Annotated in this window: 14 protein-coding genes; 9 read left to right on the top strand and 5 right to left on the bottom strand. The window is 63.3% G+C overall.

Going from position 1 to position 13,519, the window contains the following annotated elements; genetic code table 11:
• Window positions 1-7 precede the first annotated feature (7 nt).
• Both O9Z63_RS12145 and O9Z63_RS12150 read left to right on the top strand, forming a co-directional pair.
• On the top strand, window positions 8-1,261 hold the full coding sequence (locus O9Z63_RS12145) for an OmpP1/FadL family transporter (RefSeq protein WP_270125490.1): 1,254 nt from the start codon (window positions 8-10) through the stop codon (window positions 1,259-1,261).
• A gap of 46 nt (window positions 1,262-1,307) precedes the next feature.
• Window positions 1,308-2,672 carry a hypothetical protein gene (locus O9Z63_RS12150; protein ID WP_270125491.1) on the top strand — a complete coding sequence of 455 codons (1,365 nt, stop codon included), beginning with the start codon at window positions 1,308-1,310 and terminating at the stop codon, window positions 2,670-2,672.
• 317 nt (window positions 2,673-2,989) lie between these two features.
• On the opposite strand, the gene O9Z63_RS12155 is transcribed toward O9Z63_RS12150, so the two are convergent.
• On the bottom strand, window positions 2,990-4,528 hold the full coding sequence (locus tag O9Z63_RS12155; RefSeq protein ID WP_270125492.1) for a hypothetical protein: 1,539 nt from the start codon (window positions 4,526-4,528) through the stop codon (window positions 2,990-2,992).
• A gap of 111 nt (window positions 4,529-4,639) precedes the next feature.
• Between O9Z63_RS12155 and dtd the strand changes: the two genes are divergently transcribed.
• Both dtd and O9Z63_RS12165 read left to right on the top strand, forming a co-directional pair.
• Window positions 4,640-5,092 (top strand): D-aminoacyl-tRNA deacylase, encoded by a 453-nt coding sequence (gene dtd, locus O9Z63_RS12160; RefSeq protein ID WP_270125493.1) that lies wholly within the window; start codon window positions 4,640-4,642, stop codon window positions 5,090-5,092.
• Between the two features lie 221 nt (window positions 5,093-5,313).
• Window positions 5,314-5,640 carry a nucleotide pyrophosphohydrolase gene (locus tag O9Z63_RS12165; protein ID WP_270125494.1) on the top strand — a complete coding sequence of 109 codons (327 nt, stop codon included), beginning with the start codon at window positions 5,314-5,316 and terminating at the stop codon, window positions 5,638-5,640.
• 164 nt (window positions 5,641-5,804) lie between these two features.
• On the opposite strand, the gene O9Z63_RS12170 is transcribed toward O9Z63_RS12165, so the two are convergent.
• The gene (locus tag O9Z63_RS12170) at window positions 5,805-6,518 is read right to left on the bottom strand and encodes a 2-phosphosulfolactate phosphatase (protein ID WP_270125495.1); all 714 of its coding nucleotides are present in this window, start codon (window positions 6,516-6,518) and stop codon (window positions 5,805-5,807) included.
• Between the two features lie 150 nt (window positions 6,519-6,668).
• Window positions 6,669-7,775: a glycine cleavage system aminomethyltransferase GcvT gene (gene gcvT, locus O9Z63_RS12175; RefSeq protein WP_270129269.1), complete on the bottom strand. Its 1,107-nt coding sequence runs from the start codon at window positions 7,773-7,775 to the stop codon at window positions 6,669-6,671.
• 219 nt (window positions 7,776-7,994) lie between these two features.
• Between gcvT and O9Z63_RS12180 the strand changes: the two genes are divergently transcribed.
• On the top strand, window positions 7,995-9,536 hold the full coding sequence (locus tag O9Z63_RS12180) for a sensor histidine kinase (protein ID WP_270125496.1): 1,542 nt from the start codon (window positions 7,995-7,997) through the stop codon (window positions 9,534-9,536).
• A gap of 57 nt (window positions 9,537-9,593) precedes the next feature.
• A complete protein-coding gene (locus O9Z63_RS12185; protein ID WP_044016571.1) occupies window positions 9,594-10,019 on the top strand; it encodes a response regulator in 426 nt (141 codons plus the stop codon).
• 167 nt (window positions 10,020-10,186) lie between these two features.
• Here the strand turns inward: O9Z63_RS12185 and O9Z63_RS12190 are convergent, their stop codons facing one another.
• On the bottom strand, window positions 10,187-10,762 hold the full coding sequence (locus O9Z63_RS12190) for a ribonuclease HII (protein WP_270125497.1): 576 nt from the start codon (window positions 10,760-10,762) through the stop codon (window positions 10,187-10,189).
• A gap of 194 nt (window positions 10,763-10,956) precedes the next feature.
• Entirely contained in the window at window positions 10,957-11,202 is a 246-nt protein-coding gene (locus O9Z63_RS12195) for a hypothetical protein (RefSeq protein WP_270125498.1), read from the bottom strand.
• Between the two features lie 421 nt (window positions 11,203-11,623).
• Here O9Z63_RS12195 and O9Z63_RS12200 point away from each other — a divergent pair, with 421 nt between their 5' ends.
• The 3 genes from O9Z63_RS12200 (at window position 11,624) to gatC (ending at window position 13,517) form a co-directional block, all read left to right on the top strand.
• Window positions 11,624-12,202, top strand: coding sequence for an NUDIX domain-containing protein (locus O9Z63_RS12200; RefSeq protein ID WP_270125499.1), 579 nt, complete (start codon window positions 11,624-11,626; stop codon window positions 12,200-12,202).
• Window positions 12,203-12,343: 141 nt separating this feature from the next.
• Window positions 12,344-13,201, top strand: a complete 858-nt coding sequence (locus O9Z63_RS12205) for a lysophospholipid acyltransferase family protein (protein ID WP_270125500.1) — start codon at window positions 12,344-12,346, stop codon at window positions 13,199-13,201.
• Window positions 13,202-13,229: 28 nt separating this feature from the next.
• Window positions 13,230-13,517 (top strand): Asp-tRNA(Asn)/Glu-tRNA(Gln) amidotransferase subunit GatC, encoded by a 288-nt coding sequence (gene gatC / locus O9Z63_RS12210; RefSeq protein WP_270125502.1) that lies wholly within the window; start codon window positions 13,230-13,232, stop codon window positions 13,515-13,517.
• Window positions 13,518-13,519: the final 2 nt, after the last annotated feature.

The following is a 13,519-nucleotide window of genomic DNA, read 5'->3' on the forward strand; positions in this document are numbered from 1 at the left end:
TGTCTGCATGGCGCGTCATTACTTTCTTTCTGGTTTCCTGTTTCTTTCGCTTTCCGCCACCGCTGGCGGCTTTCAGTCGGCGCCGCAGAGTGCGCGCTTGCTAGGGCTGGGCGGAGCCGGCACAGCGTACGTGCGCGACATTGCCGTGCTCTACTACAACCCCGGGGCGCTGGGCCACCTCGACTCGCTGACTCACGTGAGCGTGGGCGGCCTGGGCACGGCGCGGCTGTCCTCGTTTCTGGGCACCGACTCGCGGCGCCTGACGCGCCAGGAGCTACAGCCCCAGCCGGGCGGCTACTTTTACGCTGCCACGCGCCTCAACAGCAAATTCAGCGTGGGGTTGAGCGTTAATCAGCCCTTCGGCTACAACACCAAGTGGCCCTCGAACTGGGAAGGCCGCAGCGTGGTGCAGGAAGCCCGCTTCAGCAGCCTCTACGTGCAGCCCACCGTGGGCTACCAGCTCAGCGAGAATTTCAGCGTGGGCGCTGGCGTGATTTATGCCTACGGCGACATGCGCCAGCAGCGCGCCCTGGGCCAGTACGACGACCCGACCGCGCAGGCCCTGTTTACGGGCAGCGGCAGCGGCTACGGCGCCAACGTGGGCCTGTACGGCCGCACCGCCGATAACCTGGCTTTTGGCATCAGCTACCGCACGCCCGTGACGCTGAAAGTGCGCAACGGTGAGGCCACCTACGCCAACATTCCGGAGCGGGATGCCGCGCAGTTCCCGGCCCGGGCCGGCTTCCGCACCGACCTGGAGCTGCCCTCCACCCTGGCCGTGGGCATGGCTGACCGCATGACCAAGAACCTGCTGGTGACGTTCGACTTTCACCTCACCAGCTGGAGCCGCTACGATTCACTGAACTTCGAGCTGGATAACGCTTCCCGCGTGACGGCCGGACGCCGCTACGAAGACGCCATGGCCTTCCGCGTAGGCGCCGAGTACACCGTAACGCCCAACCTGAGCGTGCGCGGCGGCGTGAGCTACGATGAAACGCCCGTGCGCGACGAGTTCATCTCGCCCGACCTGCCCGACGCCAACCTGCTCGGTGGCTCTGTAGGCCTGAGCCTAGCGCTGAAATCCAACCTGCTGCTGGACCTGGCTTACAGCTACGCCCAGGGCGGCGAGCGGCGCGCCCGCGTGAACCCATCGCGCGACGTGGTAAGCAACATCGACGGCTCGTACCGCACGGCGGTGCAGACGGCGGCCGTGGGGCTTTCCTACTCGTTTGGGGGCCGTGCGGCCAGCCCGGTTAAGTAGTCGGCGGCTCGTGCCCGCTTCCCTTCTCATTTAAGGTCTGACTTTAGTGCATACTTTTTCTACTTCGATTCTGCGGGCGGCGCTGCCCGCTACGGCCGGCGTCCTGCTGCTGCTGGCGGGCTGCTCGCCCGACCAGCCCGTGCCCGCCCTGAGCAGCAACGGCCTCGACCTGACCCGCTACGTAGCCGTCGGCGACTCCTACACGGCTGGTTTTGCCGATGGCGGCCTAACGAGCGCCAGCCAGTCGTACTCCTACGCCAACCTGATTGCCGGGCAGTTTGCCAAGGTGGATGCCAACGCCACCTTCACCCAGCCGCTGCTGGCCGACGGAGCCGGTACCGGCTATCTCACCCTGGCAGGCTTTGATGCCAACGGCCTGCCCCGCACGACCCGCGTGAAGCCGGCCGCCACGCTGGCCCGCTTCGTCAACACCACCGGCTGCAACGGCGCCGATACGCTGTACCTCTACCCCCGCGCGGGCGCCACGCTGCCGCAGAACCTGGGCGTACCCGGCCTGCGCCTCAGCCAGATCAGCATCGCGGGCCTCGGCAACACGGCCAACCTCACCCGCGTCGGCCTGTTCAACCCCTATTTTGAGCGGCTGCTGCCGGCCAACGACAACCGCACTTACCTGCAGGTGGTGACTACAGCCAGCGCCAACGCCTCGTTCTTCACGTTTTTCGCGGGCCTCGATGACTTGCTGCCCTACGTGGTGAGCGGTGGCAACTGCGGCCCGCTGCCGGTGGCTTCCACGCTCACGTCCAATGCCCGGCTGCTGCTGACGCAGCTTTCGGCCGGTGGCCGGCCCGGCGTGGTGGCCCTGCCGCCCTCCCTGGCCACCTTGCCCATCCTGCGCCTGAGCCGCGGCCTCGATGTGCAGCAGCGCCTGCGCCAGAACACCGCGACGGCCAACGACACGTTGTTTGTGCGCGCGTTTACGGGGGCCGTTCAGGCCGTTTCGGGGGAAGACTACGTGCTGCCCAGCGGCCAGCGCCGCATCGGGCGGCTGGAATCGGTGACGGGCGCACCCCAGACCCGTCCCTACGGCAGCCGCCAGAACCCGGTAAGCGGGGCCGACGTGCTGGACTACCTGGAAGTGGCCCGCATCAGCCAAGTGGCCGAGGATTTCCGCTCGGGTATGCTGACGCTGGCCAACACCACGTTCAAGCTGCCGCTCATCGACACCAACGACGCGCTGTTTTCGCAGGTGGCCGGCAATATCAACGTGAACGGGGTGAACTACACGCCGGAACTGGTGCGCGGCAACTTCTATTCGCTGGACCGCATCACGCTGACGCCCCGTGGCAATGCGCTGCTGGCTAACGTGTTTCTGCGCAAAATCAACGAAAGCTACAACACCAGCATTCCGCTGCTCAACGTGAACAGCCTGCCCACGCAGGCCAATCCGTAAGCCGCCAGCTGGTGCTTGTTCTTTGTAAAAAAGCAGCCTTCGGGCTGCTTTTTTGTTGCTACCCCAAATTGCGGAAGAGCCGCGTAGCGGCGACAGGGTTGTAGGAAGTCAGATGCTACCTGCAACAAGCCGCATAGCGGCGGCAGGTTTGCAGGACCATCTACTGACGAATCTGTCGCCGCCACGCGGCTTTTGCTAGCTGTTGCTTGATAGACTACACACCTGCCGCCGCTACGCGGCTTCTCTGCAACTTGAATTTGCTAGGCTCAAATACAAATATGCCGGTCCGACGGATACTGCCGCCGGACTGGTCATCATCAGGGCTGCAGACGGTAGAGGCGCAGCTGGGCGGAATCCTGAGCGGCCCGCTGCAGCTGCAGGGTTTCTTCGTAGCCGAGGCCGGTGTACTCGGAATGCTCCAGGAACAGCAGTGGCGCGGTGAGCAGCGGCTCGGGCCAGGCGGCCAGCGGCGGCTGGCGGCGCAATGAGTCGAAGGCAGTAGCATTTACTACCCGCCAGGCAGCGTCGAGCAGCACGTACTGCATGCCCTGGCGGCGGGCCTGGGTGAGGTCGGCTTCCTTCACGATAACCGAAACAGTGTCAGCGGCGGCCAGGAAGGGGGCCACTCCCAGGCTGAGGGTGCTGGCCACGCGCACCGGCCCCGGCTGCTGCTGCTGCTGCAGCCAGGCGGCCACCTGCCCATAGCGGGTAGGCGCGTAAGCGTAGATTTCGCGCTGAATCCGGAAGAGGTTGAACGCCACGGCCAGCAGCACCACGGCCGCCAGCAGCCCCGGCCCCACCGCAGGCCTCGCCCACCGGCGCAGCAGCTCCCGCAGCCCAAGAAACGCCAGCACGTACAGCAGAGGATACGCCAGCAGCAGCCCCCGCGGCGCTTTCAGCAACAGCGACATACCCACCAGAAAGCAGCCGGCCCACACCGCCAGATACAGCGCCAGCCCTGGCGCGGGCCACGGCCAGCGCGGTCCCGCCAGCTGCCCCAGTCGCCGCCTCAGCAGCCATAGCCCCGCCGCCATCCCCGGCCCCAGCACCGGCGACTCGAAGTCTCGCAGGAAGCGCAGGTAGTAGAGCCCGTCGAAGCGCAGGTGGCCGGTGCGGCCGGCGGCGTTCTGGGCGCCCGGAAAAACCAGGTTGTAGTACACGGCCGGCCAGCGGTACCACGGCACCCCACCGGCGGCGCCCAGCGCGCCCAGCAGCACGTAGGGCGCGGCCAGCACCAGCAGCACCCGGCCCAGGTTGCGCCACTGCCAGAGCAGCCGGCCGCCATACAGCAGTTCCAGCACCAGCAGAATAGGCAGCGTGAGCAGAAATTTGTAGTTGATGCTGAGCCCAGCCGCCAGCCAGACGGCCGCCCACAGCAGCGCCGCCGCACTGGGCTGTTGCAGCCGCCGGTAGTGCGCCCGCAGCAGCCCCACAAACATCAACAAACTCCACGAGCCCATAGTAAAGTCGCGGCCGGAGAAGGTGAGGAACACGGAGGTGCCGGTGAATAGCAGCAGGACGGCCGTTTCCGGCGCGGTAAGGCGCCATTCGCGAGCAACCCACTGCACCAGCCAGCCCAGCGCCGCCACGGCCACCAGCGCGTTCAGGCCTTGGAACACGTGATAGTCGGAAGTCAGCCAGGCCACCGGGGCGTAGAGCAGCGAGAAGCCGGGGCTGCCGTGGTGAAACAGGTTGCGCAGGTTACCGTGGGCCACTTCCTGCACAATCTGCCAGTTGCGCACCGAGTCGTAGTCGGGTAGCGCCACCTGGCCCAGGCCGTGCAGGCGCACCGCCACCACGGCCAGCAAGGCCAGCAGCGGCAACCAGAAAGCAGACAACCGAAACGACAGACGCAAGATGGTGGGTTGGTGGGTTGGTGGGTTGGCAAAGATACAGTCATCCCGGGCGGATCATGGAGCGCTATCTTTGCCCCAATCCACCACTCCACCAACCTCACACTCCACCTTATGCGCACCGTTATTCAGCGCGTCCGGCACGCCAGCGTTACCGTCGAAGGCCGCATTACGGGCCAGATTGGGCCGGGCCTGCTGGTGCTGGCCGGCTTCTCCCCTGCTGACACCGCTACGTCGCTCGACTGGATGGCCCGCAAACTCACGCAGCTGCGCATCTTTTCCGATGAGGAAGGCAAGATGAACCGCTCGGTACAGGACGTGGGCGGTCAGGTGCTGGTGGTGAGCCAGTTTACGCTGCTGGCTGATGCCCGCAAAGGCAACCGCCCCAGCTACGCCGGCGCCGCCCCGCCGCCCATTGCCATTCCGCTCTACGAGCAGTTTGTACGGCAACTGGAGCAGCTGCTGGGCCAGCCCGTGCCCACCGGCGAATTCGGGGCCGACATGCAGGTGGAACTGCTCAACGACGGCCCCGTCACCATCGTGCTGGACTCGCCTGAGAGTAACTGAGCAATGGAGTAATTGAGTAGGCCTATTCCGGCTTGCGCAGAACGTTGAGGGCAGTAGCGCGAACTTTGTAGTTCGCGCCCCCGCGCCGCTGGAATCGTTTGAACGGCGCGGAGACGCGAACTACAAAGTTCGCGCTACTGCCACTACGCAACAGCAGTTACTCCCTTACCCAACCACTCAGCACTCTCTACTCAGTTACTCAACTACTCAGTTACTCTCCCATGACCATCGAAGAAGCCCAGCAAACCGTCGACCACTGGATTCAGACCACCGGCGTCCGGTATTTCAACGAGCTGACCAATATGGCCATGCTCACCGAGGAAGTGGGCGAAGTGGCCCGCATCATTGCCCGGCAGTACGGCGAGCAGTCGTTCAAGGAATCCGACAAGGACAAGGTGTTGGCCGATGAGCTGGCCGACGTGCTGTTCGTGGTTATCTGCCTGGCCAACCAGACCGGCATCAACCTCACCGACGCCCTGCAGCGCAACCTGGCCAAGAAAACCCTCCGCGACGCCGACCGCCACCGCAATAATGAGAAGTTGAATTAAGTGGTGGGGTGATGAGGTGAAAAGCAGAACGTCATTCCGAGCGGAGCGAGGAATCTCGCGTGCTGACGTTGAATTACTACTGCAACATCAGCACGCGAGATTCCTCGGTACACTCGGAATGACGTTCTTACTTCATCCCTTCATTACTCCATCACCCCATCACCTCAAACCAACTCAATCTTCCCCTCCCGAAACAGCGGCACGAGGTTGTACACGTCGGGGCGGACGCAGAACTCCATGTCTTTGTGCAGTTCCAGGCTGTTAAGGCGGCGCACGTGTGATGACTTAAGCAGGTAGCCGGCCACATCTGCTTCGGCGGCTTGCCACAGGTCGAGGGCAGCCAGGGTAGCGTCGGAGGCGGTGGTGTCGAAGGCGTCGGCGAGGCGGGCGGCCAGGGCGCCGCCGAAGAGTGTGTCTTCGAGGCAGAACTGGCCCTTCCAGCCGGCGCAGACCACCACCACATCTTTCTGCTGCTGGCGCACGAAGTCGGCCACGGCCTGCAGGTTGAGGAACGCGCCCACTACTACGGCATCGGCCGTTTGGGCGAGGTGCAGGGCGCGGGTGCCGTTGGTAGTGGTGATGGCCACGGCCCGGCCGCGCACCGGCACCACGCCGTCGAGGTAGCCGAAAGGCGAGTTGCCGAGGTCCACGCCTTCAGCCTGGCGGCCGTCGCGCTCGGCGGCAGTGAGGTAGCCCTCGGCGGCCAGCGCGCGACACTCGGCCAGCTCACTCACCGGCACCAGGTGCGTAACGCCCGACGCCAGCGCCGCCACAATGGAAGAGGTGGCGCGCAGCACGTCGACCACCACCGCCACGCGGCCCTGCAGGTTGAAAAGCGGCAACAGCTCCGGCGAGAAGCAGATATCAATCGTGGGCATAAGGTCAATCAGGAATGCTACAAAAAAGCTGTCATCCTGAGGCGGTAGCCGAAGGACCTTAGTACGCCTGCAATACAGCTGGACTACTCGTCCTGACGCAATAAAGTCCTTCGGCTGCCGCCTCAGGATGACAGTTATTTACTATTCAGCTTACGCTTCTTCCGTGCCGGGCACGAAGGGCAGCTTCACCACCGTGGCCGGCTGGTTTTTGCCCCGGATCTGCACGAACACCTTGCTGCCGGGCTTGCTGAACTCGGTTTGCACGTAGCCCAGGCCAATGCCCTTGCTCAAACTCGGCGACTGGGTGCCGCTGGTCACGTCCCCGATTTTCTCGCCGGCTTCGTTTACCAGCTCGTAGTGGCCGCGCGGGATGCCGGGACCGTCCATCAGGAAGCCTACCAGCTTGCGCGCCACGCCCGCTTCTTTCTGCTGCTTCAGGCTTTCGGCGTTGGTGAAGTCTTTGGTGAACTTTGTTACCCAGCCCAGGCCGGCTTCCAGCGGCGAAGTGGTGTCGTCGATGTCGTTGCCGTAGAGGCAGTAGCCCATTTCCAGCCGCAGCGTGTCGCGGGCGCCGAGGCCGATGGGCTTCAGGCCGTAGGGCTGGCCGGCTTCCATCACCTTGTCCCACACGATTTTGGCGTGCTCGTTGGGCACGTACAGCTCGAAGCCGCCCGCGCCGGTGTAGCCCGTGGCCGAGATAATCACGTCCTCAACGCCGGCAAACGTGCCCTGCACGAACGAGTAGTACGGAATGGCGCTCAGGTCAACGTCGGTGAGAGACTGTAGGGCCTGGCTGGTTTTGGGGCCCTGCACTGCAAACAGGCTCATCTGGTCCGACACGTTTTCCAGGTCGGCGCCCTGGGTGTTGTGCTTACTGATCCAGTTCCAGTCTTTGTCGATGTTGGAGGCATTCACCACCAGCATGTAGTCTTCGTCGGCCAGCTTGTACACCAGCAAATCGTCCACGATGCCGCCGTCGGCGTTGGGCAGGCACGAGTACTGGGCCTTGCCGTCGGTGAGCTTGCTGGCGTCGTTGCTGGTTACGCGCTGGATCAGGTCGAGGGCCTGCGGGCCGCGCACCCGGAACTCGCCCATGTGCGACACGTCGAAGATGCCCACGGCCCGGCGCACGGTGTGGTGCTCGTCGAGGTCGGAGGAGTAGCGCACGGGCATGTTGTAGCCGGCAAAGGGCACCATCTTGGCACCCAGCTGCTGGTGCACATCATTCAGGACAACGGTTTTGAGGGTTTCGCTCATGGAAGAGGAGGTGGGTGGGAAGGTGAGGGTGCCGCCCGGCGGCGGGGCGAAATTAGCCATTTCCGCGCGTCAGTTTGCATGCGGTATCTTGCGCACTCTGCCCGGCCACGAAGGCCGTCCCGTCAGGCGCGGCTACTCCGGCCGGCCTTCATTGCCAACTATGCCCGTGCACCTGCGTACCGGACAGCAGGTTTTCGGCTTTCCTTTTTCCTGTTTCGCATGAAACTCAAGCTTTCGACTAAGCTCTTCACCGGTTTCCTGGTTATTCTGCTGCTGTTCGTGGGCGTGGTGTTCGTCAACTACCAGCTCTCGCGTAAGGTGCTGCGCAACGCCCGGCGCGTGCAGCTCTCGCAGCGCACTTCCTCGGAGGCCTCCACCCTGCTGCGCAGCATCGTGGACATGGAAAACGGCTTTCGGGGCTTTCTGCTGATTGGCAAGGAGGAAACCCTGCAGCCCTATCACGAAGGCGAGCGGTACCTGGTGCGGCATTTCGAGCAGTTGCTGACGGAGCTGGAAGACAGCTCGGCCCAGCACGCCCGGATTCTGCGGGCCCGCTCGGTCTTTCGCGAGTGGCTCGACTATTCGCACATGCTCATCCAGGAAAAGCGCGAGGCCCGGCGCCGCACGCCGGAACAGGCTGGCCTGCAGGGCATGCCTCACCGCGACCAAGCCGAAGGCCTGGCCGGTAAGCGCCTCACCGACCAGATCCGGATTTTGTTTGCGGCCTTTGCGCGCGAGGAAATGGCTTTGCGCGAAAAACAGGGCCTCAAGCTTCAGGAAGGTATCCGCGAAACCCGCCTGATTTCGGTGGGCACTACGCTGCTGGCCATCGTGCTGGGGCTGGCCGGGGCCCTCTACCTCACCCGCCTCATCGGGCAGCGGATTCAGACGATGGTGTCGATGTCGTCGCAGATTGCGGCCGGCGAGTACCACACGCAGCTTACCGACACGGCCGGCGACGAGCTCAGCGCCCTGTCGGTGTCGCTGAACCAGATGGCGGCCACTATCAACAGCAACATCACGCAGCTGGAGCGCCGCAATCAGGAACTCGACCAGTTTGCCTACGTGGTATCACACGATTTGAAAGCGCCGCTGCGGGGCATCGAGAGTGCCTCGCGCTGGATTGAGGAAGACATGGGCCAGGACACGCCGCCTCACATTCAGGAGTTTCTGCTGCTGATGCGCACCCGGGTGCGCCGCATGGAGCACCTCATCACGGGCATCCTGGATCTGGCGCGGGTGGGCCGCACTGCCCAGGCCGACGAGCCCGTGTTTGTGCGGCAGCTGCTGCGCGAAATCACCGACTCACTGGAGCTGCCCGACGGCTTCGAGGTGGAGCTACCCTTCTACCTGCCCACGCTGGTCACGAACCGGGTGCAGCTGCAGCAGGTGTTCACCAACCTGATCAGCAACGCCGTGAAGTACCACCCGCACCCCGAAACCGGCGTCGTACGCATCGGCTGCACCGAAGACAAGAGCTTCTTCACCTTCTCGGTAGCCGACAACGGCCCCGGCATTGCCTCCGAATACCACGAGCGGATTTTCGTCATTTTCCAGACCCTGACCGAGCGCGACACCTTGGAAAGCACGGGCGTAGGCCTGGCCATCGTCAGGAAAATAGTGGAGCGGCAGGGCGGCACCATCCGCATCGAGTCGGCCGAGGGCGAGGGTGCCACGTTCTATTTCACCTGGCCACGCCAGCCGCCCGCCAGCCGGCCCGGGCTCGGCAGTTCAGCCCCCAAACCCCTGATTACCGTATAGCCCCTGGCCGTATGGCTTTTGTTTTACGTTTTCCGCCCCTACCAACCAACACCCGCTATGCCTAGTATCCTTCTAGTCGAAGACGACCAAATGGACATCATGAATGTGCAGCGTGAGCTCCGGAAGAATAACATTACCGTTCCGCTACACATTGCCCGCAACGGCCGCGAAGCCCTGAACATGCTGCGCGGCGAAGCCGACCAGACCAAGATTGAGCATCCCAGCGTGGTAATGCTCGACATCAACATGCCCCGCATGAACGGCTTGGAGCTGCTGGAGCAGCTGCGCTCCGACCCGGAGTTCGTTAACCTGAACGTGTTCATCACCACCACCTCCGACCTGGAGTCGGAGCGACTGAAGGCCCAGAACCTGGCCGTCAGCGGCTACATCATCAAGCCCCTGAGCTTCGACAGCTTCGGCGAAGGCGGCACGACCGTCGACGGCTTCAGCCTGTTTCTGGATCTGCTGAAGATGAAAGAGTAGTGAGGTGATGGAGGAATGAGGAGATGGAGTGAAGAAGTAAGAACGTCATTCCGAGCGGAGTGAGGAATCTCGCTAGTGTGGTAGAATCAGTTACTACACTAGCGAGATTCCTTGCTCCGCTCGGAATGACGTTTTTTTTATTTCTTCCTCATCACCCCATCACCTCCTCACAGCAACCGGAAACCCATGCGGTGGTGCTCGGTGGGGCCGTGCTGGCGGATGGCGGCGCGGTGTGCGGGCGTGGGGTAGCCGGCATTCTGCTCCCAGCCGTAGCCTGGAAACTGCTCGGCCAGCTCGGCCATCCGCTCGTCGCGGAAGGTTTTGGCCAGGATGGAGGCTGCCGCAATGTGCCGGAAACGGGTGTCGCCCTTGATCAGGCAGGTATGCTCGATGCCCGCGTACGGTTTGAACCGGTTGCCATCAACGGCCAGGTGGGCGGGCACTACGCCCAGCGCCGCCACGGCGCGGTGCATGGCCAAGTAGCTGGCCTGGGCAATATTGACGGTGGCAATTTCGGCGGGTGAGGCCTCGGCTACGGCCCAGGCCACGGCGTGCTCACAGATTTCAGCCCGCAGTGCCGTGCGGCGGCGGGCGCTTAGCTGCTTGGAATCGTTGAGGTAGGCGGGCGCAAAATCGGGTGGCAGAATCACGGCCGCCGCGAAGACCGGCCCGGCCAGGCAGCCGCGCCCGGCTTCGTCGAGGCCCGCTTCGAGCGGGTGTTCAGTGTAGGAAGCAAGCAACATAGCCCCAAAGGTAAGGCCACCCACGGCGCAGCGCCCAAAAAAAAGGCCTCCCCGGCGGCTGACGCACCCGGAGAGGCCCTTTCTGGTAATGAGTATCTGGTAGAGAGTGTGGAGTAGTTAGGAGAGGTTACTCGGTAATGCACACCAACTACTCAATACTCATTACTCCATACTAAGCACTCAATACTCGCTGCTTATTTGTGGCTGCCGGCGGCAGAACCTTCACTGGGTGGGGTTTCGCCGCGGCGCAGCCCTTGCTTGTCGCGCGGGCCTTCGTCGAGCTCCGCGTCTTCGTCGGTGCTGGTGTAGACGTTGGTGGTGGGGCCGAGGCCGCCGGTCTGGGCGGTCAGCTCCGATTCGGCCTGCGCGTGCTTCAGGTTGAAGAGCGGGTCGCCGGGTTGAGCATTCTGGTTGGGCTGGTTTTTGGGCTGGTTGGCCATACACATGCAACGCCGACCGGAATGTGAGCAGCCGGCGTAGTACTGGTACGGCAGCATCAGAACGCAGGTTGAAACAGAATCTTGGCCGCCGCCCCGGCGCCGACTTGCCGCGGCCGGGCAAACGCCAAACAAAAAGACCGTTGCGGGGCGGCAACGGTCTTTTGCATTCGGCGCCGGACGACTTTAGTAATCATCCACCCTACTCTTAGCGTTCATCCGGCTCGGTACGGGAGAGGCCTTCCTTTCCACAAAACTCCCCCGCGCCTTATTGAATGATCCAAAATTACTCACCTTCAGCAGCTTGACCCAACTTATTTGGCCAACGCCCTGATTTCCCCGACCAAGCCGCCCGCTCGCCCGACGGATGCCAATTGCGCCCCGCCCGTACCTTTGCCGCCTACCGTTTATCAGGCTGCCGCTCATGCACTACCCCGATCCGTCGCTCGACGAAAACCACAACCCCTGGCAGGTGCTCAGCACCGAAGTGAAATACCACAACCCCTGGATTTCGGTGCGCGAAGACCAGGTGCTCAACCCCGGCGGCGGGCGCGGCATCTACGGCGTGGTCACCATGAAAAATAAGGCCCTAGGCATTGTGCCGGTGGATGACGAGGGCAATACCTGGCTGGTGGGCCAGTACCGTTACCCGCTCAGCGAGTACAGCTGGGAAATTCCGATGGGCGGCGGCCCCGTGGAGCTGGATGTGCTGGAATCGGCGCAGCGGGAGCTGCGCGAGGAAACCGGCCTCACGGCCCGCCGCTGGACCAACATTGCCCGCCTGCACACCTCCAACTCCGTCACCGACGAGGAAGGCTTCGTGTTTCTGGCCGAAGATCTCACGCCCGGCGAGCTGGAGCCCGAAGAAACCGAAGACCTACGCCTCTGGAAGCTGCCCCTCACCGAAGCCGTGCAGATGGTGATGGACAACCGCATCACCGACGCCGTAAGCGTAGCCGGCCTGCTGAAAGCGGAAAAGGTGCTGGCGGGAAGGAAGGCTTAGCAAATGGCCTGTCATCCTGAGTGAAGCGAAGGACCTTGTCACGCCAGCACAAAGCGTAGTAACGAGGACTACTCCGGCGTGATAAGGTCCTTCGATCTGCTTAGGATGACAGAACCTACCCAAGTTCCTACCTTTGCAGATATGCGGCACTTTCTGCGCTATCTTGGTCATCGGCTGTACACCACCTGGGCGACGTTCTGGTTTGTGATGCCGTTTGTGGTTACCTACCCGCTGCAGTGGGCCCTGAGCCGGCGACCAAGCGGGCACCGCCACCTGCATAGCCTCAACCGCGCCTGGAGCCGGCTGTTCATCCGGATGTGGGGCATGCCGGTGGAAGTGGTGCGCCATAGCCCGCTGCCCGCCGGCATGCCCTGCGTGTACGTGGCCAACCACAGCTCCTACATCGATATTCCGCTGCTGTTCCGCACCATTCCGGGCTGGCTCAACATCATGGGCAAAATCTCGCTGGCCCGCGTACCGGTGTGGGGTCCCATTTTCGGGCGCGCCTACATCACCGTCGACCGCGACAATGCCATGAGCCGGGGCCGGGCCATGGTGCAGGCGCGCCGCTCGCTGGAAGCCGGCCGCTCGGTGGTTATCTTTCCGGAAGGCTCGATTTCCAAGAAGCCGGGCGAGGAGATGGGCGAGTTCAAAGACGGCGCGTTTCAGCTGGCCATTGCGGCCGGCGTGCCGCTGGTGCCCGTCACGATGCCACTGAACCACCGCTTCATGCCCGACGTTGGAGGCTTGCGGGTGCGCTACTCGCCGCTGGCCATTACGCTGCACACGCCTATCTTCACCACCGGCCTCACCGCCGCCGACGCCCCCCGGCTCCGGCAGCAAGCCTACGACACCATCGCCAGCGGCTTCCGCCCCGACGCCCGGGGCATTCCGGAGCCCAGCACCTGGCGCCGGCTTCCGACGGCACCTTCCGGCCCGGCTCCTAAATCAGCGCCGCAGGCGCCTCAAAACCAGGAATTGGCGTCCACCAATTCTTAATTTTTACTTTCTAATTTTTAATTCCCTCGTGAGCACCGACTTAGCCACCCTGCGCCAACTGGCCCACCTTTCCCGCCTCGAACTCGACGAAACCAAGGAGGAGCAGATGCTCGGCGACCTGAACAAGATCCTGAACTGGGTGGACCAGCTCCGCCAGCTCGACACCACTGACGTGGAGCCGCTGGTGCATCTGTCGCACGAAATCAACGTGCTGCGGCCCGATGAGGCACACAACTCCGTGAGCCATCAGGACGGCCTGCGCAACGCCCCGCGCAAGGACTCCGATTATTTCCGCGTACCGAAAGTTCTGGAATAGCG

Source organism: Hymenobacter yonginensis (assembly GCF_027625995.1).
Taxonomy (GTDB): Bacteria; Bacteroidota; Bacteroidia; order Cytophagales; family Hymenobacteraceae; genus Hymenobacter; species Hymenobacter yonginensis.

What these genes read in the sequence shown, in the direction of transcription:
- O9Z63_RS12205 (WP_270125500.1), top strand. Translation starts at nt 12,344, where the DNA reads ATGCGGCACTTTCTGCGCTATCTTGGTCATCGGCTGTACACCACCTGG.
- O9Z63_RS12195 (WP_270125498.1), bottom strand. Translation starts at nt 11,202, where the DNA reads ATGGCCAACCAGCCCAAAAACCAGCCCAACCAGAATGCTCAACCCGGC.
- O9Z63_RS12170 (WP_270125495.1), bottom strand. Translation starts at nt 6,518, where the DNA reads ATGCCCACGATTGATATCTGCTTCTCGCCGGAGCTGTTGCCGCTTTTC.
- O9Z63_RS12200 (WP_270125499.1), top strand. Translation starts at nt 11,624, where the DNA reads ATGCACTACCCCGATCCGTCGCTCGACGAAAACCACAACCCCTGGCAG.
- gcvT (WP_270129269.1), bottom strand. Translation starts at nt 7,775, where the DNA reads ATGAGCGAAACCCTCAAAACCGTTGTCCTGAATGATGTGCACCAGCAG.
- O9Z63_RS12190 (WP_270125497.1), bottom strand. Translation starts at nt 10,762, where the DNA reads ATGTTGCTTGCTTCCTACACTGAACACCCGCTCGAAGCGGGCCTCGAC.
- O9Z63_RS12180 (WP_270125496.1), top strand. Translation starts at nt 7,995, where the DNA reads ATGAAACTCAAGCTTTCGACTAAGCTCTTCACCGGTTTCCTGGTTATT.
- O9Z63_RS12185 (WP_044016571.1), top strand. Translation starts at nt 9,594, where the DNA reads ATGCCTAGTATCCTTCTAGTCGAAGACGACCAAATGGACATCATGAAT.
- O9Z63_RS12165 (WP_270125494.1), top strand. Translation starts at nt 5,314, where the DNA reads ATGACCATCGAAGAAGCCCAGCAAACCGTCGACCACTGGATTCAGACC.
- O9Z63_RS12145 (WP_270125490.1), top strand. Translation starts at nt 8, where the DNA reads ATGGCGCGTCATTACTTTCTTTCTGGTTTCCTGTTTCTTTCGCTTTCC.
- dtd (WP_270125493.1), top strand. Translation starts at nt 4,640, where the DNA reads ATGCGCACCGTTATTCAGCGCGTCCGGCACGCCAGCGTTACCGTCGAA.